This is a genomic window from Streptomyces sp. NPDC088910 (genome assembly GCF_044749865.1).
Classification (GTDB): domain Bacteria; phylum Actinomycetota; class Actinomycetes; order Streptomycetales; family Streptomycetaceae; genus Actinacidiphila.
On sequence record NZ_JBIVIV010000001.1, the window covers coordinates 658,964 to 681,481 of the forward strand.

Here is a 22,518-nt window from a genome sequence, read left to right on the forward strand (position 1 = left end):
CAGCCTGGTCCCGGGATTAGGCCAGACCGGGGAAGAAGATCTTGATCTCGCGCTCGGCGGACTCCTCGGAGTCCGAGGCGTGGATCAGATTCTCCCGGACAATCGTCCCGAAGTCCCCCCGAATGGAGCCCGGCGCGGCGGCGATCGGGTCGGTCGGACCGGCCAGCGCGCGGACGCCCTCGATGACCCGCTCGCCCTCGACGACCATCGCGACCGCGGGGCCCGACGCCATGAAGTCCATCAGCGGCTCGTAGAACGGGCGGCCGACGTGCTCGGCGTAGTGCTGCTCCAGCGTGCCGCGGTCCAGGGTGCGCAGTTCGAGCGCGGCGACGGTCCAGCCCGCCTTGCGTTCGATGCGGCCGACGACCTCGCCGATCAGGCCGCGGCGGACGGTGTCCGGCTTGAGAAGGACAAGGGTGCGCTGCGACACGGGACGGCTCCTGCTGTGTGCGGTCTACGGGTTCGGTGTACGGGTTCTCTGTACGGGTGCGGCGTGCGGCCGGCGGGGTGCGGCCGCGGGGGACGCGGCCGTATGGGCTCCGGCCGGCGGGGGGCGAAGTACGACGAGCCTACAAGGGCGGGCGGTGCCCGGCGGACACCGGGCCGGGACGGACGGGACGGACGGTGCGGCTGGGGTCACGCTTCCTGGGCCCGCGCACGGTCTTGTGCCCGCGCCTCGGCCTGCGCCGCGTGCCGGGCCTTCAGGACGTCCACCTTGCGCCCGTAGTGGATCGCCGCCCACCACAGACCGGCGAAGATCACGCCGAGGAAGAACATCGTGCCGACCCAGTACCCGCTGACCACCAGCGCGGCCTGGAGCACCCAGCCGACGGTCAGCGCGCCCGGCCGGGTGAGCATCCCGCACAGCAGCACGCACAGCGCCATGGCGATCCCGCACACCGTCCAGACGGTGCCCATCGACAGGTCGGGATGCTTCATCGCGACCAGACCGGCGAAGCCGATGACGAAGAACTCGCCGATCAGCGTGCTCGCGCACAGCGTCCGCATCGTCCCGCCCCCTTCACTTGCGGCCCAGCAGCAGCCGGGCCTCTCCCACGGTGATGACGGAACCGGTGACCAGCACTCCGGCCCCGGAGAACTCGCCCTCGTCCTCGGCGAGCGTGATCGCCGCCTCCAGCGCGTCGTCCAGCCTCGGCTCGACCTGCACCCGGTCGTCCCCGAACACCTCGACGGCCAGCGCCGCCAATTCGTCCACGTCCATCGCGCGGTGCGTCGAGTTACGGGTGACGACGACCTCGGAGAAGACCGGCTCGAACGCCTCCAGCAGCCCGCGGACGTCCTTGTCGCCGCTCGGCCCGACCACACCGACCAGGTGCGTGAAGCCGAACGCCTCACCGACCGCCGCCGCCGCGGCGGCCGCGCCCGCCGGATTGTGCGCCGCGTCCAGGACCACGGTGGGGCTGCGGCGCACCACCTCCAGGCGGCCGGGCGAGGTGACCGAGGCGAACGCGGCCCGCACGGTGTCCATGTCGAGGGTGCGCGACTGGGTGCTGCCGATGCCGAAGAACGCCTCGACGGCGGCCAGCGCGACCGCCGCGTTGTGCGCCTGGTGCTCGCCGTGCAGCGGCAGGAAGACCTGTTCGTACTCGCCGCCCAGGCCGCGCAGCGTCAGCAGTTGCCCGCCGACGGCGACCTCGCGGTGCACGACGCCGAACTCCATGCCCTCGCGGGCGACCGTCGCGTCCGCCTCCACGGCCCGCTTGAGCAGCGTCTGCGCCGCGTCGGCGGGCTGCTGGGCCAGGACGGCGGTGGCGTTCTTCTTGATGATGCCGCTCTTCTCCACCGCGATCTCGCCGGGCGTGGAGCCCAGCCGGTCGGTGTGGTCGAGCGCGATCGGGGTGACCACGGCGACCTGGCCGTCCACCACGTTGGTGGCGTCCCAGCCGCCGCCCATGCCGACCTCGACCACCGCGACGTCGACCGGCGCGTCCGCGAAGGCCGCGTACGCCATCCCGGTGAGCACCTCGAAGAACGACAGCCGGTGCGGCTGCGCGTCGTCCACCATGCCGACGAAGGGCTGGATGTCACGGTAGGTCTCGATGAACCGCTCGGCGGAGATCGGCGCGCCGTCCAGGCTGATCCGCTCGGTGACGGACTGCACGTGCGGGCTGGTGTAGCGGCCGGTGCGCAGGTCGAAGGAGAGCAGCAGCCGCTCGATCATCCGGGCGGTGCTGGTCTTGCCGTTGGTGCCGGTGATGTGGATCGCCGGGTAGGCGCGCTGCGGGTCGCCGAGGACGTCCATCAGCGCCGTGATCCGGTCGAGCGAGGGCTCCAGCTTCGTCTCGGGCCAGCGGCCGAGCAGCTCCTCCTCGACCGTGCGCAGCTCCCGGTCGACGGCGGGGTCCGCGGGCCGCGCCGGTACGTCGTCCTCGGCCGCGACCGGGCTGACACCGGCCCGCAGCGTCCGGCTGCCCGCCTCGATGACGGCCAGGTCGGCCTCGCGGAGGGTACCGTCGGCCGCCCCGTCCGCGTCCTCGACGTCGTCGTCCACGTCGTAGGCGGTGTCCTGGATTTCGTACGCGTCGTCTTCGGGGCCGTCGCCGTTGTGCGGGTGCTCGCTCACAGCGCCCAGTCTACGGAGCCCGCGAGCGGAAACGGCCACGGGCCCGGACCGCGGGTGCGCGGTCCGGGCCCGTGGCACACGGTGGCCCTTCGGGGCGGGCGGCCCTCGGTGCGGTCAGGCCGAAGGGAGGGCCGCGATCTGCGCGGTGATCCGGGCGATGTCGGCCTCGGCGGTCGCCAGCCGCGTACGGATCTTGGCCACCACCGGCTCGGGCGCCTTGCCGAGGAACGCCTCGTTGCCCAGCTTCTTCTCTGCGTCGGCCTTCTCCTTCTCGGCCAGGCCGAGGTCCTTGGTGAGCCGCTTACGCTCGGCCGGAACGTCGATCGTGCCGGACAGGTCGAGCGCGACCGTGGCGCCCGCGACCGGCAGCGTCGCGGTGGCGTGGAAGTCCTCGCCCGCGGGCTGGAGCCGGAGCACCTGGCGGATGGCGTCCTCGTGCGGCGCGAGCAGCGTCCCGTCCAGGGTCAGCAGCGCCGGGACCTTCTGGCCGGGCTGGAGCCCCTGGTCGGAGCGGAAGCGGCGGACCTCGGTGACCACCCGCTGGACCTCGGCGATCTCCGCCTCGGCCGCCGCGTCCCGGAAGCCGCTGTCGCTCGGCCAGTCCGCGACGACCAGCGACTCGCCGCCGGTCAGCGTCGTCCACAGCGTCTCGGTGACGAAGGGGACGATCGGGTGCAGCAGCCGCAGCATCACGTCCAGGACCTCGCCCAGGACCCGCCCGGAGACCCGGGCGCCGTCGCCGCCCGCGAAGAAGACGGTCTTGGACAGCTCCACGTACCAGTCGAAGACCTCGTCCCACGCGAAGTGGTAGAGGCTGTCGCTGAGCTTCGCGAACTGGTAGTCGTCGTACAGGCCGTTGACCTCGGCGACGACCGTGTTCAGCCGGGACAGGATCCACCGGTCGGTGGCCGACAGCTCCTCGGGCGCGGGCAGCGGGCCCTGGACGGTGGCGCCGTTCATCAGCGCGAAGCGCGTGGCGTTCCAGATCTTGTTGGCGAAGTTGCGGGACGCCTGGACCCAGTCCTCGCCGATCGGCACGTCCGCGCCGGGGTTGGCGCCGCGGGCCAGGGTGAAGCGGACGGCGTCCGAGCCGTACTTGTCCATCCAGTCCAGCGGGTCCACCGAGTTGGGGTTGGACTTGGACATCTTCTTGCCGAATTCGTCGCGGACCAGGCCGGTCAGCGCGATGGTGTGGAACGGCGGGGTGCCGTCCATCGCGTACAGGCCGAACATCATCATCCGGGCGACCCAGAAGAAGATGATGTCGTGCCCGGTGAGCAGGACGTCGGTCGGATAGAACTTCTCCAGATCCGGCGTCTGTTCGGGCCAGCCCAGCGTGGAGAACGGCCACAGGGCGGACGAGAACCACGTGTCCAGGACGTCGGAGTCCTGCGTCCAGCCCTCGCCGGACGGCACCTCGTCGTCCGGTCCGACGCAGATCTGCTGGCCGTTCGGCCCGTACCAGACGGGGATGCGGTGGCCCCACCACAACTGGCGCGAGATGCACCAGTCGTGCATGTTGTCGACCCAGTCGAAGTACCGCTTGTTCAGCTCCGGCGGGTGGATCCTGACCCGGCCGTCGCGGACCGCGTCGCCGGACGCCTTCGCCAGCGGCTCGACCCTGACCCACCACTGGAGGGACAGCCGCGGCTCGATGGTGGTCTTGCAGCGCGAGCAGTGGCCGACGGAGTGGACGTAAGGACGCTTCTCCGCGACGATCCGGCCCTGTTCGCGCAGCGCCTCGACGATCGCGGACCGCGCCTCGAAGCGGTCCAGGCCCTGGAAGGGGCCGGGCGCGGTGATGACCGCGCGCTCGTCCATGACGGTCAGCGACTCCAGGCCGTGCCGCTGGCCGATCGCGAAGTCGTTCGGGTCGTGCGCGGGCGTCACCTTGACGGCGCCGGTGCCGAACTCCGGGTCGACGTGCGTGTCGGCGACGACCGGGATCGTCCGGTCGGTGAGCGGCAGCTTGATCCGCTTGCCGACCAGGTGCCGGTACCGCTCGTCGTCCGGGTGGACGGCGACGGCGGTGTCGCCGAGCATCGTCTCGACGCGGGTGGTCGCCACGACGACCGTCTCGTCGCCCTCGCCGTACTTCAGCGAGACCAACTCGCCGTCGTCGTCCTGGTAGTCGACCTCGATGTCCGAGATCGCCGTCATACAGCGCGGACACCAGTTGATGATCCGCTCGGCGCGGTAGATCAGCTCGTCGTCGTACAGCTTCTTGAAGATGGTCTGGACGGCCTTGGACAGGCCCTCGTCCATGGTGAAGCGCTCGCGGGACCAGTCCACGCCGTCGCCGAGGCGGCGCATCTGGCCGAGGATCCGGCCGCCGTACTCCTCTTTCCACTGCCAGACGCGGTCGACGAACGCCTCGCGGCCGATGTCGTGCCGGGACTTGCCCTCGTCGGCGAGCTGCTGCTCGACCTTGTTCTGGGTGGCGATGCCCGCGTGGTCCATGCCGGGCAGCCACAGCGACTCGTAACCCTGCATCCGCTTGCGGCGGGTGAGGGCGTCCATCAGCGTGTGCTGGAAGGCGTGACCCAGGTGGAGCGTGCCCGTGACGTTCGGCGGCGGGATGACGATGGTGTACGCGGGCTTGTCGCTCTTCGCGTCCGCCTCGAAGTAGCCGCGTTCTACCCAGCGCTCGTACAGCGCCCCCTCTACCTCGGCCGGCGTGTAGGTCGTCGGCAGTTCGGGGGTGCTGTGCGGCCCGCGGTCGGGGCTCTGCTGAGAGTTGTCGGTCACGGCACGATTCTACGGTGGCGGACCATCCCGTTACGAATCCGTATCGCCCCCGCTGTAAGAACCCGATAAAGGATCGGCGAGGATGGTCCGACGGTCGTAAACGAGGGGACCACCTGACATGAGTGACAACCAGCCGCCGCCGAACCCGTACGGGCACCAGCCCCAGCAGGGCGGATACGGGCAGCCGCAGCAGGGCGGATACGGGCAGCCGCAGCAAGGTGGTTACGGCCAGCCGCCGCAGCAGCCGTACGGCCAGCCCCAGGGGCAGCCCGGTTACGGCTACCCCCAGCAGGGCCCGCCGCAGCAGGCGCCGTACGGGCAGCCGCCGCAGCAGCCGGGCTACGGCTACGGCGGCCAGCCGCCCGTGCCGCCGCAGGGCGGTGGCGGCGGGAAGCGCACCGGGATCATCATCGGCGCCGTGGTGGCGCTGGTCGCGATCGGCGCCGGGGTCTTCTTCCTCACCAAGGGCAGTGACGGCGACAACAGCGCCAACGGCGGCAAGGGCGGCGGCGGCAAGAGCACCGTCAAGAACGACGGCAAGCAGTACAAGCTCATCACGCCCGAGACCGTCGCGGAGACGTACAAGAAGTCGAAGGACGCGGACACCGGCGACGGCTTCGACGCCAAGGACGTCACGCTGCTCAAGACGCTCGGCGTCACCGACCCCCAGCAGGTCAGCTCGGGCTACACCAGCGGGTCCCAACTCACCGGCAAGCTGCTGGAGTTCAGCGGTGTCTACGGCAAGGTCGCGGACCCGCAGAAGGTGGTCGACGGCATGTTCGCCGACCTGAAGAAGCAGGCCGCCGACGACAAGGAATCCGGCGGCGGCAAGACCGAACTGGTCGGCAGCCCGCAGAAGGTGCAGCCCGCGGGCATGGACGACGCCGTCATGTCGTGCCAGAACACCAAGTACACCGAGGGCAGCAAGTCGTTCACCACACCGATCTGCCTGTGGGCCGACTACAGCACCGTCGGCTACACCCTGCCGGTCGACCTGGCGACGGCCACCACCGGTGTCGGCAGCGGCATGCCGATCGACGAGGCGGCGGCGCTCACCGCGAAGGTCCGCAAGGACGTGCGCGTCCCGCTCAACTGACGCCGTACGCCGACGCGTTCGGCGTGAGCGTTCCGCGGTCAGCCGTTCCGCGGGGCCGTTCCGCGCAGACGGAAGGGGGCGCCCGGATCCACCGGGCGCCCCCTTCGCGTGTGCTCGTATCTGTGGCGCTACGCGCTCTTCTGCTCGCCCTTGCCGACGATGCGCGGCTCACGCGGCACCAGCGTCGGGTTGACGTTGGAGTGCACCACATCGGCCGTGATGACGACCCGGGCCACGTCCTTGCGGGACGGCACCTCGTACATCACCGACTGGAGGACTTCCTCCATGATGGCCCGCAGACCGCGGGCGCCGGTCTGCCGCAGGATCGCCTGGTCCGCGATGGACTCCAGCGCGCCGTGCTCGAACTCCAGCTCCACACCGTCGAGTTCGAAGAGTTTTTGATACTGCTTCACCAGCGCGTTGCGCGGCTCGACCAGAATCTGGAGGAGCGCCTCGCGGTCGAGGTTGTGCACGCTGGTGATGACGGGCAGCCGTCCGATGAACTCGGGGATCATGCCGAACTTGACCAGGTCCTCGGGCATGATCTCGGAGAACTGGTCGGCCATGTCCAGCTCGCGCTTGGAGCGGATGGTCGCACCGAAGCCGATGCCCTTGGCGCCCGCGCGGGACTCGATGATCTTCTCCAGACCGGAGAAGGCACCGCCCACGATGAACAGCACGTTCGTGGTGTCGATCTGGATGAACTCCTGGTGCGGGTGCTTGCGCCCGCCCTGCGGCGGCACCGAGGCCGTCGTGCCTTCCAGGATCTTCAGCAGCGCCTGCTGCACGCCCTCGCCGGACACATCGCGGGTGATCGACGGATTCTCGCTCTTGCGGGCGACCTTGTCGATCTCGTCGATGTAGATGATCCCGGTCTCGGCCTTCTTGACGTCGTAGTCCGCCGCCTGGATCAGCTTCAGCAGGATGTTCTCGACGTCCTCGCCCACGTAACCGGCCTCGGTGAGGGCGGTCGCGTCCGCGATGGCGAACGGCACGTTGAGCATGCGGGCCAGCGTCTGGGCCAGCAGTGTCTTGCCGGAGCCCGTCGGGCCGAGCAGCAGGATGTTGGACTTCGCCAGCTCGATCGCGTCGTCGTGCCCGCGACCGGCGTTCTCACCCGCCTGGACCCGCTTGTAGTGGTTGTACACCGCGACCGACAGGGCCTTCTTCGCGGGCGTCTGCCCGACCACGTAGCCCTCGAGGAACTCGTAGATCTCCCGCGGCTTGGGCAGGTCCTCCCAGCGCACCTCGGAGGACTCGGCCAGCTCCTCCTCGATGATCTCGTTGCAGAGATCGATGCACTCGTCGCAGATGTACACACCAGGGCCTGCGATGAGCTTCTTCACCTGCTTCTGGCTCTTTCCGCAGAATGAGCACTTCAGCAGGTCGCCGCCGTCACCGATGCGTGCCACGAGGTGTTTCCCCTTCGCCTGGGATCCGCCGAGATCAACGGAGCCTGGTGCTTCTCTCATCGACGGTACCTTGCCGCGACCCCCGTGTGGGCCCCCCTTGGACGTACTCACTCAGTGGAGTCCAAGGAGGGCCACCCGCGCGACCGGTCCGTTGTCCGACTGTGTTCAGACCGTCACAGAGGTCTTGCGGGTCGAGACGATCTGGTCGACCAGCCCGTAGGCCAGCGACTCCTCGGCGGTAAGGATCTTGTCCCGCTCGATGTCGTCGCGGATCTGCTCGATCGGCGTCGTGGAGTGCTTGGCCAGCATCTCTTCGAGCTGCTGCCGCATCCGGATGATCTCGTTGGCGGCGATCTCCAGGTCGGAGACCTGCCCGCGGCCGGTCTCGCTGTACGGCTGGTGGATCAGCACCCGCGCGTTCGGCAGCGCCATCCGCTTGCCGGGGCTGCCGGCGGCCAGCAGGACCGCGGCGGCGGACGCCGCCTGGCCCATGCAGACCGTCTGGATGTCCGGCTTCACGAACTGCATCGTGTCGTAGATCGCCGTCAGCGCGGTGAAGGAGCCGCCGGGGCTGTTGATGTAGACCGAGATGTCCCGGTCGGGGTCCATGGACTCCAGGCACAGGAGCTGCGCCATGACGTCGTTGGCCGACGCGTCGTCGATCTGCACGCCGAGGAAGATCACGCGCTCCTCGAAGAGCTTCGCGTACGGGTCGTACTCGCGCACGCCCTGCGAGGTGCGCTCGACGAAGCGCGGAATGATGTAGCGGGCCTCGGCACCGAACACACCGGGCCGCTCGGCCTCGGTGCGCTCGTACAGGCCGCTGCCGGGGAAGTTCATGCTGTTCACGTCCACCGTCCTGGTGATGATGCGGAAGCTGGGTGCTGTCGGCTGGGGTTCCTGAACGGATCAGGCGCCGGTGCCGCCACCGCCCGGGACCTCCGTGGCGGACAGCATGACGCCGTCCAGCAGGCCGTACTCCTTGGCCTCCTCGGCGGAGAACCAGCGGTCGCGGTCGGAGTCCTTGGTGATCTGGTCGAAGCTCTGCCCGGAGTGCTGGGCGATCAGCTCGGCCATGCGGCGCTTGGTGTGCAGCAACTGCTCGGCCTGGATCTTGATGTCGGTGGCGGAGCCGCCGAGACCCGCGGAGGGCTGGTGCATCAGGATGCGGGTGTTCGGCAGGGCGAAGCGCTTGCCGGGGGTGCCCGCGGTCAGCAGGAACTGGCCCATCGAGGCGGCCATGCCCATGGCGATCGTCACGACGTCGTTCTTGATGAACTGCATCGTGTCGTAGATCGCCATACCGGCGGTCACGGAGCCGCCGGGGCTGTTGATGTAGAGGAAGATGTCCTTGTCCGGCTCGGCTGCCAGGAGAAGGAGCTGGGCGGTGATCTTGTTGGCGATGTCATCGTCGACCGCCTGGCCGAGGAAGATGATTCGCTCGCCGAGCAGTCGGTTGTAGACCTGGTCGCCGAGGCCACCGAGAGTCGGCTCGCCGGCGGCGGAAGGCATCGGAGTCGTCACGTATCCACCTGCTCGTTGTCGGACGGCCGTGAAGCCGTCACAGGGTCTTCGTCCGGGCCGGGGCCGACCCCTTCTGGTGCCGAGCCCCCGCCCTCCTACTTACGGACCCTAACGCGCAGGTGGGGCCCAGCAATCCCCTACGCGGAACTGTTCGCTGCCAGCGGAGACCAAGACGCCGCGCCGGCACAGGGGGTTGGTGGCCCGGCCCGGACGTGCCTGCGCGTTCACCTCGCGGAGGCGGGTGCTTCGAGGGGCGCGGGGAACCGCGCGACACGTCCCCACCGGCCGGTGGTCCGAGAACAACCGTGACTGCCCCCTCCGGGGCCGGTGGTGACGTGCAGCCGTCGTCGTGGCTGATCGCGCGGTTCCCCGCGCCCCTGACGGGGCTCAGGCCTGCTCGACAGGCTCCGGCTTCTCGTCGGCGGCCTCGACGGCCTCAACCGTCTCGCCGTCCTCGTCCTCTTCGTCCTCGAGGTCCACGACCTCACCGTTGGTGTCCGTGACCTTGACGGACTCCACGACGACCGCGAGCGCCTTGCCGCGGGCGACCTCGCCGACGAGCATCGGCACCTGGCCGCCTTCGACGACGGCCTGGGCGAACTGGTCGGGAGACATCCCGGAGGTCGCCGCACGGCGCATGAGGTGCTCGGTCAGCTCCTCCTGGTTGACGGAGAGCTTCTCCTTGTTGACCAGCTCGTCCAGCAGGAACTGGGTCTTGATGCCCTTGACCGCCTGGGCCTCGAGCTCCGCGTCGTACTCCTCGCGCGTCTTGCCCTCGCGCTCCAGGTACGTGTCCCAGTCCAGACCCATCTGCGGGAACTGGTGGTGCTCCAGGTTGTGGGTCCTGGTCTCGATCTCGTCCTTGAGCAGCTTCTCCGGGATCGGCACCTCGGACAGCTCGATGAGCGCGTCGAGGACCTTCTCCTGGGCGGCGGTCGCCTGGTCGTACTGCTTCATCCGCTCCAGGCGCTTGCGGCTGTCCGCGCGCAGCTCCTCCAGGGTGTCGAACTCGCTCGCGAGCTGGGCGAAGTCGTCGTCCAGGGCGGGCAGTTCGCGGGCCTGTACGTCGGAGACGTCGACCTTGACCTCGGCGGCGCTGCCGGCGGCGGAGCCGCCCTTCAGCTCGGAGGTGAAGGTGGCGGAGCCGCCGGCCTCCAGGCCGATGACGGCCTCGTCGATGCCGTCGAGGAGCTGGCCGGAGCCGATGGTGTAGCTGACGCCCTTGGCGACGCCGTCCTCCAGCACCTCGCCGTCGACGGAGGCTTCGAGGTCGACGATCACGACGTCGCCCTCGGCCGCCGCGCGCTCGACCGTGGTGGTCGAGGCGAAGCGGTCACGGAGCTGCTCCAGCGAGGTGTCGACGTCCTCGTCGGTGACCTCGACGGCGTCCACGACGACCTCGATGCCGGAGTAGTCCGGGATCTCGATCGCGGGGCGGATGTCCACCTCGGCGGTGAACTTCAGCTCGTCACCGTCGTTGAACTCGGTGATGTCGACGTCGGGCTGGCCGAGTACGTTCAGCTCACCCTCGTTGACCGCCTCCGTGTAGAACTTCGGCAGCGCGTCGTTGATGGCCTCTTCGAGGACCGCGCCACGGCCGAACCGCTGGTCGATGACGCGCGCAGGGATCTTGCCCTTGCGGAAGCCCGGCACCGTGACCTGCTGGTTGATCTTCTTGTACGCCGCGTCGAGGCTGGGCTTGAGCTCCTCGAAGGGCACCTCGACAGTGAGTCGAACCCGAGTCGGGTTCAGAGTCTCGACGGCGCTCTTCACGGTTGGGTCTCCTTGGGGGCTTTACGTTGATGGGGGCGGCCGGATCATCCGGTGATCTCGCCGGATCGTCCGGTGATCTCGTCCGGCAAGCAGTACACGGCATGCCGCGCGCTCGGTCGCCAGCGGCCCATCCTACCGGTACCACAATGCGCACGGTCCGGGCCTTCGTGCCCCGGCCCCCAGAATCCCCTCGGGATCGCGGAACCGCTGGTCGGGGTGGCCGGATTCGAACCGACGGCCTTCCGCTCCCAAAGCGGACGCGCTACCAAGCTGCGCCACACCCCGCTGGTGCGACACGTAGAGTACATGCCCCCGTACGCGTGGGCAGCCGGTATTCCCCCGCCGGTTCACCGGTTCGACCGGCTACTATCCGATGTGCCACAATCACTGGCGCATCACACTCCCGCGGGCGTAGCTCAATGGTAGAGCCCTAGTCTTCCAAACTAGCTACGCGGGTTCGATTCCCGTCGCCCGCTCCACGGCCTCCGGCCCGGTCGGTACCACTCGACCGGTGTCCGGGGGCTTTCTGTTTCCCCGGGCCGCGACCGGCGCCGGGTCGGCCGGGGTCGGCCCGGATCGGCCGGGGTCGGCCGGGGTCGGCTCGGGTCGGCGCGGATCGGCCCGGGTCGCGGCCTTCTAGTCGACCGGGATGCCCTGGGGGGACTTGATGCGCTTCATGATCATCTGGGAGTTGACGTCGCTGACGCCCGGCAGGTCGATGAGCTGGTCGGTCCAGAAGCGCTCGTAGGCGTCGGAGTCGGCGACGGCGATGCGCAGGAGGCAGCCGGGGGCGCCGTAGAGGCGGTAGGCCTCGACGACGTCGGGGGTGGACTGGACCTCGGCCTCGAAGGCGGCGACGGAGGCGCGGTCGCGGCGTACCTCGACGGAGGCGAAGACCTCGAAGCCGCGGCCGACGGCGGCCGGGGCGACGACCGCGCGGTAGGTCTCGATCACTCCGTCGTCCTCCAGCTGCCGCACCCGGCGCAGGCACGGGGAGGGCGTGAGGCCGACCCGCTGGGCCAGTTCCTGGTTGCTCAGCCGGCCGTCGGCTTGGAGCTCGCGCAAGATTCGTCTGTCGATGGCGTCCATGGTGGCAATACCTACCACTCGGTGGCCGAATACCGGTCGGTACGAGCAATCAAATGTCAGGTCTACGCGCATATCATTGCACCGGGTGCAGAGTGGGTAAGTGTCACCCCGAGGAGTGGGGACATCCGGCGGCGTCCGGAGAGCCCCGCGCGAACGCACCGGACGCGCACAATCAGACGGAGGCGAAGGCATCGTGCGACACGTCGTGGTCATCAGCACCGGGGGCACCATAGCCAGCCGATGGCAGGGCGACGGGTACGCGGCGGAGGCGGCAGGGCAGGAAGTGCTCGCCGCCGGCGCGGTGCCCGAGGGCGTCGAGGTCCGGGTGGTGGACCTGTTCACCGTCAACAGCTCGCGCCTGACCACCGACCACCAACTGCGGCTGCTGCACGCCGTGCACGAGGTGCTGGCCGATCCGGCGGTGGACGGCGTGGTGGTCACCCACGGCACCGACACCCTGGAGGAGTCCGCCTTCTTCCTCGACCTCTTCCACGGCGACCGCCGCCCGGTGGTCTTCACCGGCGCGCAGAAGCCGCTGGACGCGGAGGACGGCGACGCGGCGGGCAATCTGTACGACGCGCTGCTGACCGCGGCCACCGGCCGCGACATCGGCGCGGTGATCGTCTTCGCGGGCCAGGTCTGGGCCGCCCGCGGCACCGTCAAGCAGCACACCGTGGACGCGCACGCCTTCGGCGCGCCGGACGGACTGCCGCTGGGCCGCGTCGAGTTCGGCCGGGTGACGTGGGGCCGCCGCCGTCCGCGCCCCGAACCGCTGCCGCTGCCCGCGCCCGGCGCCGTACCGCCGCGGGTGGACGTCCTGATGCACCACAGCGACGGCGACACCGTGCTCTTCGAGGCGGCGCTGGGCGCGGGCGCGCGCGGCGTCGTCGTGGTCGGCACGGGCGCGGGGAACGCGAATCCGCAGGTCGCGGAGGCGGTACGGAAGGCGACGGCGGACGGCGTCCTGGTCGCGGTCAGCACGCGGGTCGCGGCGGGCGCGGTGGCGCCGCTCTACACCGGCGGCGGGGCGGTCGACCTGGTGGCGGCGGGCGGGCTGCTGGCGGGCACTCTGCGTCCCGGCCAGACACGTATCGCGGTGCTGGCGACGCTGCTCTCGCTCACGTCGCCGTCCTCGGACCTCCCCCGCCTGCCCTCGGAGCAGGACGGACGGTCCGGCACGGGCACCGCCACCGCCGCGTTGCGGCGGATTCTGGAGGCGGCCCCGCAGGCGCTGCCCGCGTCAGAGCTTTATCTGGTTGATGGTGTCGGCAAGTGAGGTCAGGAATCGGTTGACCGACGGCGCCATGTTGGTGGAGGCGAGGAAGAAACCGAAGAGGGCCGCCACTATCGCCGGACCCACCTTGATGCTCTTCCCCCGGATCATGACCACCAGGATGATCGCCAGCAACAGCACTACGGACAGGGAGATGGCCACAGCGGTTCACTTCCTCTTCACGGTACGCCTCGCCGGTCCGGGAGCATGGAGCCGCGCCCCCGCCCCGCCCGGTCCCATGGTGCCATCGGGGAACGACAGTTGGACCCGAAGGCCCATAGTCCCATTCCCGTCGGCTAGTCCCTGCACACCACGAGTAGCGCCCGGTCGTCGTTGACATCCTTGGCGACCGCTTCGATCAACCGCCAGGCGGAGCCCCGGAATCCGGTCGCCACGAAGCGGTCCGCCTCGCCGATCAGCCGGTCGATGCCCTCGGAGATGTCCTTGTCCGGCGTCTCCACCAGGCCGTCCGTGAACAGCATGAGGACGTCCCCCGAGCGCAACGTCCCCTTCACGCCGTGGAATTCGGCCCCGTCGTAGACCCCGAGCAGCGGGCCCTCCGCGGCCTTCTCCTCCCACCGGCCGCTGCCCGCGTGCAGTTGCACCCCTGGGAGGTGCCCGGCGGACAGCAGTTCGTAGTCGCCGCTCTCCAGGTCGAGCACCAGGTGCACGGAAGTGGCGAAGCCCTCGTCCCAATTCTGCCGGAGCAGATAGCCGTTGGCGGCGGTGAGGAAGGAGTGCGGCGGCAGCGAGCCGAGCAGGCCGCCGAAGGCGCCGGACAGCAGCAGCGAGCGGGAGGCGGCGTCCATGCCCTTGCCGGAGACGTCGGTGAGCACGGCCTCCAGCGTCCGGCCGCCGACCGAACCGCGGGTGGCCACCACGAAGTCGCCGGAGAAGGACTGGCCGCCCGCCGGGCGCAGCGCCATCTCGGCGTGCCAGCCCGCGGGCAGCCGCGGCAGTCTGCTCTGGACCCTGATCCGCTCCCTGAGGTCGAAGAGCATGGTGTGGCCGCCCCGCCAGGGCACGCCGACCCGCGCCCTGAACTGGGCGATGACCAGGCCGGTGAGCGCCACCGCGGTGACCACCAGGACGGTGCCGGGCGTGACGCGGGCCGGGCCCTCGCGGTACGGGCCGAGCGCCGCGGATTCCGCGACCAGCGCGACGGCGGAGGCCGCGTAGAGGAGCAGCAGGCTGGAGGGGCGCAGCAGCAGGCCGCCGGTGAGGATCGGCAGGACCAGGGAGCTGGGCGGGCACCAGACGGGCAGGCTCACGGTGGTGTACGCCAGCGCGGGGACGGTGAGGATCAGTACGGTGAGGCCGACCCAGTCGGAGGCGCCGCCGCGGAAGTAGTCGACCCCGGCCCTGCGCACACCGAGCCGGGCCCGGTGCAGCCATCTGCTCCACCGCAGCCCGAGCCCCTCGCCCGCGACGCCCTTTGCCATGTCTTGGCGACCCTATCGACCGTTCGCCCCGCCGTGCAGGGCGGATACCCCCCGACCTGTCACGTAGACGGCGGAAATACGTTCGCCCGCGGACGGCGCGGCTGGTAGGCAGGGCCTATGACGACGGAACTGCGGGTGCTGGAACGGGACGACTGGGAAGAGTTCTACGGCCGCCTGGAGCGGGCTTTCGGCGGGCCGGCCGAGCCCCCGGAGGAGCGGGGGCTGTGGCGTGAACTGACCGAGCTGGAAAGGTCGTTGGCGGTGTGGGACGGCGGGGAGATCGTCGGCACCGCGGGCGCCTTCTCGTTCCGTGTGACGGTGCCCGGCGGGGCGTCGCTGCCCGCCGCGGGCGTGACCATGGTGAGCGTGCAGCCGACGCACCGCCGCCGCGGTGTGCTGACCTCGATGATGCGCAGGCAGCTCGACGACGTGCGCGAGGGACCCGAACCGGTCGCCGTGCTGACCGCGTCGGAACCGGCGATCTACGGCCGGTTCGGCTATGGCACGGGCACGTTGCAGCTCCGCGGCAACGTCGACACGACCAGGACCGCCGTCAGGGCCCTGCCGGGCGTGGACGACGTACGGCTGCGGCTGGTGCCGCTGGAGGCGGCGGGCGAGGCGTGCGAGGCCGTCTACGCGCGGGTGGTGCCGACCCGGCCCGGCATGCTGGCCAGGCGGCCCGGCTGGGAGCGGGTGCCGCTTCTCGACGCCCCGGCGAGCCGGGACGGCGCGGGCGAGCGGCTGTGCGTGGTGGCCGAGGTGGACGGTGAGGTACGCGGTTACGCGCGCTACTCGGTGAAGCTGTCGTGGAGTTCCTTCGGTCCCGACAACATCGTGAAGCTGAGCGACGTCGAGGCGCTGGACCCGGTGGTCTACGCGGCGCTGTGGCGCTATCTGTCCTCCATCGACCTCACCTCGCGGGTGGCGTTCTACAACCGGCCGGTCGACGACCCGCTGCTGCACCTCCTGTCCGACGTACGCCGCGGTGAACTGGCCTTCCGCGACAGCCTGCACGTGCGTCTGGTGAATCTCGGCGAGGCGCTGGAGGCGCGGACGTACACCGCCCCGGTGGATGTGGTGCTGGAGGTGGAGGACGCCTTCTGCCCCTGGAACGCCGGGCGTTGGCGGCTGTCGGGCGACGCGAAGGGCGCGACGTGCGAGCGGACCGCGGACGCGGCCGACCTGGCGCTGTCCGTCAAGGAGTTGGGCGCGGCCTACCTGGGCGGGCCGACGCTGCGCGGGCAGGCGGAGGCGGGGCTGGTACGTGAACTGCGGCCGGGGGCGCTGGCGGAGGCGTCCAGGGCGTTCCGCGGGGACGTCGAGCCGTGGCTGCCGCACGGCTTCTGAGATCGGTCAGCTCACCGGCGGATGCGCGGGCTGGCAGACCGGGCACCAGAAGAGATTGCGGGCCGCGAGCGGCCGGGTGCTGATCCCGGTGCCGCACACCAGGCAGGGCTGTCCGGTGCGCCGGTAGACGTACACCTCGCCGCCGTGGTCGTCCTGGCGCGGCGGGCGGCCCATCGCCTCGGGGGTGTGCTCGGGGCGCACGGTGTCGATCCGGTTGGTCCGTACGCCCTCGCGCATCAGCGTCACCAGATCGGACCACATCGCGTCCCACCGCTGACGCGGCAGTTCACGCCCCGGCAGGAACGGGTCGACGCCGTGCCGGAAGAGCACTTCGGCGCGGTAGACGTTGCCGACGCCCGCGATGACCTTCTGGTCCATCAGCAGCGCGGCGACGCTGATCCGGGAGCGGGACAGCCGCTGCCACACCCGCTCGGGGTCGTCGCCCGGCCGCAGCGGGTCGGGGCCGAGGCGGTCGTGTATCGCCCGCTTCTCCGGCTCGGTGATCAGCTCGCAGGCGGCCGGGCCGCGCAGATCCGCCCAGTGCGCGCGGTTCGCCAGCCGCAGCCGTACGGTGTCGGTCGGCGGCGGCGCCTTGCCGTCGCCGAAGGTGACCTTGCCGATCAGGCCGAGGTGGATGTGCACCCAGCCGGTCGCGCCGAAGCCCAGGAACAGGTGCTTGCCGTGGGCCTCGGCGCTCTCCAGCACCTGCCGGTCGACGAGCGCGGCGCTGTCGGAGAACTTGCCCTGCGGGCTGCTCGCCCGGACCGCCCCGCCGCCGAACCGCTCGCGGTGGTCGGCGGCCAGGCGGTGGATCGTGTGGCCTTCCGGCATCGCCCGCGTCAGCCCTGGCGGGGGTGGTGGTCCGGGACCGGCGGCAGCTCGCCGGTGGCCTCGTACGCGCTCAGCATGTCGATACGGCGCTGGTGGCGCTCCTCGTGCGAGTACGGGGTGGTGAGGAAGATCTCCACGAATTTCGTGGCCTCCGCCTCGGTGTGCATCCGGCCGCCGATGCTCAGCACGTTCGCGTCGTTGTGCTCCCGCGCCAGCGACGCGGTCTGCTCGCTCCACGCCAGCGCCGCGCGGACGCCCTTGACCTTGTTCGCGGCGATCTGCTCGCCGTTGCCCGACCCGCCGATCACGATGCCGAGGCTGCCCGGCTCCCCCGCCGCGCCCTCGGCCGCCCGCAGGCAGAACGGCGGGTAGTCGTCCACCGCGTCGTAGATGTGCGGCCCGCAGTCCACGGGCTCGTGGCCGTGGACGGTCAGCCACTCCACGAGGTGGTTCTTGAGTTCAAAACCGGCATGATCGGACCCGAGGTAAACGCGCATGCGATGAGTTTTGCATGTCCGGCGGGCCGGAGCGGGAGTGCCCTACCGGGTGAGCCGCCAGGCCGCGGGGAGCAGGCCCATCGCCAGGACGGCCTTGAGCGCGTCGCCCAGGAGGTACGGGGTCAGGCCGAGGGAGACGGCCTGGGACGCGGACAGATGGGCGGACCAGGCGAGGTAGGGGACGCCGATCGCGTAGATCACCGCGGAGCCGAGGACCATGACGCCCGCGGTGCGCGCGACGGTGCGGTCGCCGCCCCGGCGGGCGAGGGCGCCGACCACGCCGGAGGCCAGGAGCATGCCGAGGATGTAGCCGAAGCTGGGCATGGACCAGCCGGAGGCGCCCTCGGAGAACCAGGGGAGCCCGGCGACACCCGCGGCGGCGTACAGGGCGAGGGAGGCGAAGCCGCGGCGGGCGCCGAGGGCGGTGCCGACCAGCAGCGCGGCGAAGGTCTGGCCGGTGACCGGGACGGGCGAGCCGTGCACCGGGACCGAGAGCTGCGCGGCCAGGCCCGTGAGCACGGCGCCGCCGACGACCAGAGCGGTGTCGCGGACGCGCGAGGCGGGCAGCAGGTCGGCCAGGACCGCTCCGGGGGCTCGGGAAACGGCGACGGATTCGGCGGTGGTCATCGGTACTCCGCGGGGTGAGGACGGTCGGGGACACCGTGACGCTAACGCAGCGGCCGAGCGTGATCATCGTGAGAAGGGAACAAAGCCGCGAGCGACCGGTTGGAGACTTCCGTGCACCGTCAAGTTATCGGCGCGGTCCGGGGAGTCGGGGAGTTTCGGCAGGTCGCGTGAGGCATCTCACGTCCGTGACATGCGTCGGGGCGGGACCTCGCGGGCCCGCCCCGACTGCCGTGCCGGTCAACGTCACTTGTGGGGTTCGATCAGATCCCACCGGTTGCCGTAGAGGTCCTGGAAGACCACGACCGCGCCGTACGGCTCGTAGCGCGGCTCCTCCTCGAAGACGACCCCGGCGGCGACCATCCGTTTGTAGTCGCCGTCGAAGTCGTCGGTGGTGAGGAAGAGGCCGACCCGGCCGCCGGTCTGGTCGCCCACGCGGTCCGCCTGGGCGAGGTTGCCCGCGCGGGCGAGCAGCAGCGCCGTCTCGGACGAGCCGCGGGGCGCGACCACCACCCACCGGCCGCCGTCCGCGCGGGGCGTGTCCTCGCGCAGCTCGAAGCCGAGCGCGCGGGTGTAGAAGTCGATGGCCTCGTCGTAGTCACGCACGACGAGCGCCACCAGCCCTAGATGTGCCATCGGCGCGGCACCCCGTCCCGAACCCGGTCCCCCGCGCTCACTCGAAGCTCGGGCCCTTGGTGCGGGTGCGCTTGATCTCGTAGAAGCCGGGGATCGAGGCGACCAGCAAGGTGCCGTCCCAGAGCTTGGCGGCCTCCTCGCCGCGCGGGGTGGGGGTGACGACCGGGCCGAAGAAGGCGATCTGCTCGCCGTCGTCGCCGGGGACGGCGATGACGGGGGTGCCGACCTCCTGGCCGACCTTGTCGATGCCTTCCTTGTGGGAGGCGCGCAGCTCGGTGTCGTACTCGTCGGAGTCCGCGTAGTCGGCGAGTTCGGCGGGCAGGCCGACCTCTTCGAGCGCGGCGACGAGGGTCTCGCGGGTCTTGGGCAGGCCCTGGTTGTGGAAGCGGGTGCCGAGGGCGGTGTAGAGCCGGCCCACGTACTCCTCGCCGTACTTCTGCTGGGCGGCGACGACGACCCGGATCGGGCCCCACGCGTCGCGCAGGAAGGTGGCGTACTCCTCGGGCAGCGTGTCGAGCTTGTCCTCGTTGAGCACCGCCAGGCTCATGGCGTGCCAGCGCACCTCGACCGGGCGGACCTTCTCGACCTCCAGCATCCAGCGGGAGGTCATCCACGCCCAGGGGCACAGCGGGTCGAACCAGAAGTCGGCCGGGGTCTTGTCGTTGCCTGGCCGGTTGTCGGTCTCGGGGGCGGTCGCGGTCACTGCGTACTCCTCGAACGGATCGTGCCGGGGCGTGCCGGGCGGCACGGGGGGCATGTGGGCTCACGGGGACATGAGTCCTCTGTCGCACAACGCGCGACCGGCGCGACGGCATTCCCCGTACCCCTCCCCCGTACGCCCCCCGTGGGAGGATGCGGGACGCTGTGACCACCCGGGAGACCCCCGGGGCCGCCCATGAGCCCACAGACCCGCTGGGCCTGTGAGAACAGACAAAGGAGTCGCCCGTGCCCGGCGAGAACCTCAGCCGCGAGGAGGCCCGTGAGCGGGCCTCGATCCTGTCCGTCGAGCGCTACGACGTGGCCCTCGACGTACGGTCGGCGGTGGACCCGGCCGACGCGGGCGGGGACCGCACCTTCCGGTCGACGACCGTGATCGACTTCCGGTGCTCGCGACCCGGCGCCTCGTCGTTCGCGGACCTGCTCGCCCCGGCCGTCACCTCCGTCCGGCTCAACGGCCGGGAGCTGGACCCGGCGGCCGTCTTCGACGGCACCCGGATCGCGCTGGACGACCTCGCGGAGCGCAACACCCTCGTGGTCGACGCGCGTTGCGCGTACAGCAGGACCGGCGAGGGGCTGCACCGCTTCGAGGACCCGGAGGACGGCGAGGTCTATCTGTACACGCAGTACGAGCCCGCCGACGCGCGCCGCGTCTTCGCCAACTTCGAACAGCCCGACCTGAAGGCGCCGTTCACCTTCCAGGTGACCGCGCCCGAGGGCTGGACGGTGCTGAGCAACAGTGAGCGGGACGGCGAGCCGGTGCCGTACGAGGGCGACGGCGGCGGCGCGGTGTCGCGCTTCCTGCCGACGCAGCCGATCTCGACGTACATCACGGCGGTCGTCGCGGGCCCGTACCACGTGGAGCACGACCACTACTCGCGGACCTTCGAGGACCGGGCGGTGCTCGACGTGCCGTTGAGCGCGCTGTGCCGCAGGTCGCTGGCCCGGCACTTCGACGCGGACGAGATCTTCACGGTCACCAAGCAGGGCCTGGACTTCTTCCACGACAACTTCGACTACCCGTACCCCTTCGGGAAGTACGACCAGGCGTTCGTGCCCGAGTACAACATCGGCGCGATGGAGAACCCCGGATGTGTCACCTTCCGGGAGGAGTTCGTCTTCCGCGGCAAGGTCACCCGCGCGTCGTACGAGGGCCGGGCCAATGTGATCCTGCACGAGATGGCGCACATGTGGTTCGGCGACCTGGTCACCATGCGCTGGTGGGACGACCTGTGGCTGAAGGAGTCCTTCGCGGACTTCATGGGCGCCTTCGCGATGGTGGAGGCCACGCAGTACGACGCCGGGTGGATCACCTTCGCCAACCGGCGCAAGGCGTGGGCGTACCGCGCCGACCAACTCCCCTCCACGCACCCGGTGGTCGCCGACATCCGCGACCTCCAGGACGCGAAGCTGAACTTCGACGGCATCACGTACTCCAAGGGCGCCTCGGTGCTCAAGCAACTCGTGGCGTACGTGGGCCGGGACGCCTTCCTGGAGGCGGCGCGCCGGTACTTCAAGCGGCACGCGTACGGCAACACCACGCTCGCCGACCTGCTGGCGGTGCTGGCCGAGACCTCGGGCCGCGACATGGCGCAGTGGTCGCGCGCGTGGCTGGAGACGGCGGGCGTCAACTCCCTGACCCCGCAGGTGGTCTACGGCGCGGACGGGAAGATCACCGAGCTGTCGGTGCTCCAGACCGCCGCCGAGTCGCACCCCGAACTGCGCCCGCACCGCGTCGCGGTGGGCCTGTACCGGCGGGTGCCGGGCGGCGCGCTCGAACGGTACGCGCGGGTCGAGACCGACGTGTCGGGCCCGGTGACCGTGGTGGACGGCCTGGCCGGCCAGGACCGGCCCGAGCTGGTGCTGGTCAACGACGACGACCTGACGTACTGCAAGATCCGCTTCGACGAGGTGTCACTGGACACGCTCCGCGCCCATCTCGGCGACCTCACCGACCCGTTGGCGCGGGCACTGGCGTGGTCGGCGGTGTGGAATCTGACCCGTGACGGGCTGATGCCCGCCCGTGACTACCTCGGTCTCGTGCTGCTCTTCGCGGGCTCCGAGAGCGACATCGGGGTGCTCCAGTCGCTGCACCAGCAGGCGCGCTCCGCGCTGTCGCACTACGTGGCGCCCGACCACCGCGAGGAGGCCGCCAGGTCGCTCGCCGAGGGCGCGCTGCGGGAGCTGCGGCAGGCGGAGCCGGGCAGCGGCCACCAGTTGGCGTGGGCGCGGTTCTTCTCCTCCGTGGCCTCGTCGGCGGCCGATCTCCAGTTGCTGCGCGGGCTGTTGGACGGCTCGGCGAAGATCGACGGGCTCGACGTCGACCAGGAACTGCGCTGGACCTTCCTCGAGACCCTCACCGCCGAGGGCGACGCGGACGCGGCGGCAGTCGCGGCCGAGCGCTCCCGCGACGACACCGCCTCCGGTCACCGGCACGAGGTGCGCTGCCTGGCCGCGCGGCCCTCCGCGCAGGTCAAGGCGGCGGCCTGGGCCGATGTCGTGGACTCCGACCGGCTCTCCAACGCCTTGGTCGAGGCCACCATCGCGGGCTTCGCTCAGCCGGGGCAGCGGGGGTTGACGGCGCCGTACGTCGAGCCGTACTTCGCCTCGATCGAGCGCGTGTGGGGCGAGCGGTCAATTGAGATCGGCATGGCGGTGGTGCGGGGTCTGTTCCCGCACCACCAGGGTCCTGAGGCGCTGGCCGCGGCCGACGCGTGGCTCTCCTCCCGCGCCGACGCGGCGCCCGCCTTGCGGCGCTTGGTCGTTGAGTCGCGCGACGACCTCGCGCGGGCGCTCCGCGCCCAGTCCCTGCGGTGAGCTGACGGGGGGTGTCTTTGCCCGCCCCGCCCACCCGTGCGGGTGCTTTCTCCGTCTGCGGGTGCCGCTTGTGCCTGGGTCGGTGCCGGTCCGGGGCACCTCCTCGAA

At 70.7% G+C, this 22,518-nt stretch carries 20 protein-coding genes and 2 tRNA genes; 5 read left to right on the forward strand and 17 right to left on the reverse strand.

Translation table 11 applies throughout. From position 1 onward, the window contains the following. Positions 1-16: 16 nt before the first annotated feature. The 4 genes from ndk to ACIP4Z_RS02845 all read right to left on the reverse strand — a co-directional run bounded on the left by ndk (position 17) and on the right by ACIP4Z_RS02845 (position 5,332). Positions 17-430 carry a nucleoside-diphosphate kinase gene (gene ndk / locus ACIP4Z_RS02830; protein ID WP_188282321.1) on the reverse strand — a complete coding sequence of 138 codons (414 nt, stop codon included), beginning with the start codon at positions 428-430 and terminating at the stop codon, positions 17-19. Positions 431-636: 206 nt separating this feature from the next. After that, positions 637-1,008 (reverse strand): DUF4233 domain-containing protein, encoded by a 372-nt coding sequence (locus ACIP4Z_RS02835; protein ID WP_355349537.1) that lies wholly within the window; start codon positions 1,006-1,008, stop codon positions 637-639. A 13-nt stretch (positions 1,009-1,021) separates the two neighbouring features. Beyond that, the gene (locus tag ACIP4Z_RS02840) at positions 1,022-2,584 is read right to left on the reverse strand and encodes a bifunctional folylpolyglutamate synthase/dihydrofolate synthase (RefSeq protein WP_401304554.1); all 1,563 of its coding nucleotides are present in this window, start codon (positions 2,582-2,584) and stop codon (positions 1,022-1,024) included. A gap of 114 nt (positions 2,585-2,698) precedes the next feature. Then, positions 2,699-5,332, reverse strand: coding sequence for a valine--tRNA ligase (locus tag ACIP4Z_RS02845; RefSeq protein ID WP_391160356.1), 2,634 nt, complete (start codon positions 5,330-5,332; stop codon positions 2,699-2,701). A gap of 118 nt (positions 5,333-5,450) precedes the next feature. Here ACIP4Z_RS02845 and ACIP4Z_RS02850 point away from each other — a divergent pair, with 118 nt between their 5' ends. Next, on the forward strand, positions 5,451-6,428 hold the full coding sequence (locus ACIP4Z_RS02850) for a hypothetical protein (RefSeq protein WP_401304557.1): 978 nt from the start codon (positions 5,451-5,453) through the stop codon (positions 6,426-6,428). A gap of 128 nt (positions 6,429-6,556) precedes the next feature. Here the strand turns inward: ACIP4Z_RS02850 and clpX are convergent, their stop codons facing one another. The 5 genes from clpX to ACIP4Z_RS02875 all read right to left on the reverse strand — a co-directional run bounded on the left by clpX (position 6,557) and on the right by ACIP4Z_RS02875 (position 11,422). Further along, a complete protein-coding gene (gene clpX, locus ACIP4Z_RS02855) occupies positions 6,557-7,840 on the reverse strand; it encodes an ATP-dependent Clp protease ATP-binding subunit ClpX (protein WP_188282316.1) in 1,284 nt (427 codons plus the stop codon). 165 nt (positions 7,841-8,005) lie between these two features. Continuing rightward, positions 8,006-8,680, reverse strand: coding sequence for an ATP-dependent Clp protease proteolytic subunit (locus ACIP4Z_RS02860; RefSeq protein ID WP_223187111.1), 675 nt, complete (start codon positions 8,678-8,680; stop codon positions 8,006-8,008). A gap of 69 nt (positions 8,681-8,749) precedes the next feature. After that, positions 8,750-9,352 (reverse strand): ATP-dependent Clp protease proteolytic subunit, encoded by a 603-nt coding sequence (locus ACIP4Z_RS02865; protein ID WP_355349570.1) that lies wholly within the window; start codon positions 9,350-9,352, stop codon positions 8,750-8,752. A 399-nt stretch (positions 9,353-9,751) separates the two neighbouring features. Continuing rightward, entirely contained in the window at positions 9,752-11,137 is a 1,386-nt protein-coding gene (gene tig / locus ACIP4Z_RS02870) for a trigger factor (protein WP_391116891.1), read from the reverse strand. A gap of 208 nt (positions 11,138-11,345) precedes the next feature. Continuing rightward, a tRNA-Pro gene (locus ACIP4Z_RS02875) sits at positions 11,346-11,422 on the reverse strand. A gap of 120 nt (positions 11,423-11,542) precedes the next feature. Here ACIP4Z_RS02875 and ACIP4Z_RS02880 point away from each other — a divergent pair. Continuing rightward, a tRNA-Gly gene (locus ACIP4Z_RS02880) sits at positions 11,543-11,616 on the forward strand. A gap of 157 nt (positions 11,617-11,773) precedes the next feature. Here ACIP4Z_RS02880 and ACIP4Z_RS02885 read toward each other — a convergent pair. Beyond that, entirely contained in the window at positions 11,774-12,226 is a 453-nt protein-coding gene (locus ACIP4Z_RS02885; protein WP_355349524.1) for an Lrp/AsnC family transcriptional regulator, read from the reverse strand. 193 nt (positions 12,227-12,419) lie between these two features. On the opposite strand from ACIP4Z_RS02885, the gene ACIP4Z_RS02890 reads away from it, so the two are divergent. Next, the gene (locus tag ACIP4Z_RS02890; protein WP_355349521.1) at positions 12,420-13,502 is read left to right on the forward strand and encodes an asparaginase; all 1,083 of its coding nucleotides are present in this window, start codon (positions 12,420-12,422) and stop codon (positions 13,500-13,502) included. Here the strand turns inward: ACIP4Z_RS02890 and ACIP4Z_RS02895 are convergent. Next, positions 13,467-13,661 (reverse strand): hypothetical protein, encoded by a 195-nt coding sequence (locus ACIP4Z_RS02895; RefSeq protein ID WP_093715861.1) that lies wholly within the window; start codon positions 13,659-13,661, stop codon positions 13,467-13,469. The two genes, ACIP4Z_RS02890 and ACIP4Z_RS02895, sit on opposite strands and share 36 nt — an antisense overlap. A 134-nt stretch (positions 13,662-13,795) precedes the next feature. After that, positions 13,796-14,941, reverse strand: coding sequence for a PP2C family protein-serine/threonine phosphatase (locus tag ACIP4Z_RS02900; RefSeq protein ID WP_355349518.1), 1,146 nt, complete (start codon positions 14,939-14,941; stop codon positions 13,796-13,798). 117 nt (positions 14,942-15,058) lie between these two features. Here ACIP4Z_RS02900 and ACIP4Z_RS02905 point away from each other — a divergent pair, with 117 nt between their 5' ends. Further along, on the forward strand, positions 15,059-16,288 hold the full coding sequence (locus ACIP4Z_RS02905) for a GNAT family N-acetyltransferase (RefSeq protein ID WP_401304564.1): 1,230 nt from the start codon (positions 15,059-15,061) through the stop codon (positions 16,286-16,288). 6 nt (positions 16,289-16,294) lie between these two features. Here the strand turns inward: ACIP4Z_RS02905 and ACIP4Z_RS02910 are convergent, their stop codons facing one another. From ACIP4Z_RS02910 to ACIP4Z_RS02930, 5 genes are all read right to left on the reverse strand, one after another. Next, complete coding sequence (locus tag ACIP4Z_RS02910; RefSeq protein WP_355349512.1) at positions 16,295-17,119, reverse strand: DNA-formamidopyrimidine glycosylase family protein; 825 nt, start codon at positions 17,117-17,119, stop codon at positions 16,295-16,297. A gap of 8 nt (positions 17,120-17,127) precedes the next feature. Further along, the gene (locus tag ACIP4Z_RS02915) at positions 17,128-17,616 is read right to left on the reverse strand and encodes a ribose-5-phosphate isomerase (protein WP_391160362.1); all 489 of its coding nucleotides are present in this window, start codon (positions 17,614-17,616) and stop codon (positions 17,128-17,130) included. A gap of 42 nt (positions 17,617-17,658) precedes the next feature. Continuing rightward, the gene (locus ACIP4Z_RS02920; RefSeq protein WP_401304568.1) at positions 17,659-18,243 is read right to left on the reverse strand and encodes a biotin transporter BioY; all 585 of its coding nucleotides are present in this window, start codon (positions 18,241-18,243) and stop codon (positions 17,659-17,661) included. A gap of 243 nt (positions 18,244-18,486) precedes the next feature. Further along, on the reverse strand, positions 18,487-18,876 hold the full coding sequence (locus ACIP4Z_RS02925; RefSeq protein WP_355349503.1) for a VOC family protein: 390 nt from the start codon (positions 18,874-18,876) through the stop codon (positions 18,487-18,489). A 37-nt stretch (positions 18,877-18,913) separates the two neighbouring features. After that, positions 18,914-19,579: a DsbA family protein gene (locus tag ACIP4Z_RS02930; RefSeq protein WP_401304571.1), complete on the reverse strand. Its 666-nt coding sequence runs from the start codon at positions 19,577-19,579 to the stop codon at positions 18,914-18,916. Positions 19,580-19,821: 242 nt separating this feature from the next. Between ACIP4Z_RS02930 and pepN the strand changes: the two genes are divergently transcribed. Then, a complete protein-coding gene (pepN, locus tag ACIP4Z_RS02935; protein WP_401304574.1) occupies positions 19,822-22,410 on the forward strand; it encodes an aminopeptidase N in 2,589 nt (862 codons plus the stop codon). Positions 22,411-22,518: the final 108 nt, after the last annotated feature.

Excerpts from the sequence above, each read along its gene's own strand:
- ACIP4Z_RS02905 (WP_401304564.1), top strand. The coding sequence starts at position 15,059 with ATGACGACGGAACTGCGGGTGCTGGAACGGGACGACTGGGAAGAGTTC.
- ACIP4Z_RS02860 (WP_223187111.1), bottom strand. The coding sequence starts at position 8,680 with ATGAACTTCCCCGGCAGCGGCCTGTACGAGCGCACCGAGGCCGAGCGG.
- ACIP4Z_RS02925 (WP_355349503.1), bottom strand. The coding sequence starts at position 18,876 with ATGGCACATCTAGGGCTGGTGGCGCTCGTCGTGCGTGACTACGACGAG.
- ACIP4Z_RS02915 (WP_391160362.1), bottom strand. The coding sequence starts at position 17,616 with ATGCGCGTTTACCTCGGGTCCGATCATGCCGGTTTTGAACTCAAGAAC.
- ACIP4Z_RS02910 (WP_355349512.1), bottom strand. The coding sequence starts at position 17,119 with ATGCCGGAAGGCCACACGATCCACCGCCTGGCCGCCGACCACCGCGAG.
- ACIP4Z_RS02835 (WP_355349537.1), bottom strand. The coding sequence starts at position 1,008 with ATGCGGACGCTGTGCGCGAGCACGCTGATCGGCGAGTTCTTCGTCATC.
- ACIP4Z_RS02885 (WP_355349524.1), bottom strand. The coding sequence starts at position 12,226 with ATGGACGCCATCGACAGACGAATCTTGCGCGAGCTCCAAGCCGACGGC.
- ACIP4Z_RS02900 (WP_355349518.1), bottom strand. The coding sequence starts at position 14,941 with ATGGCAAAGGGCGTCGCGGGCGAGGGGCTCGGGCTGCGGTGGAGCAGA.
- ACIP4Z_RS02850 (WP_401304557.1), top strand. The coding sequence starts at position 5,451 with ATGAGTGACAACCAGCCGCCGCCGAACCCGTACGGGCACCAGCCCCAG.
- ACIP4Z_RS02920 (WP_401304568.1), bottom strand. The coding sequence starts at position 18,243 with ATGACCACCGCCGAATCCGTCGCCGTTTCCCGAGCCCCCGGAGCGGTC.
- ACIP4Z_RS02865 (WP_355349570.1), bottom strand. The coding sequence starts at position 9,352 with ATGCCTTCCGCCGCCGGCGAGCCGACTCTCGGTGGCCTCGGCGACCAG.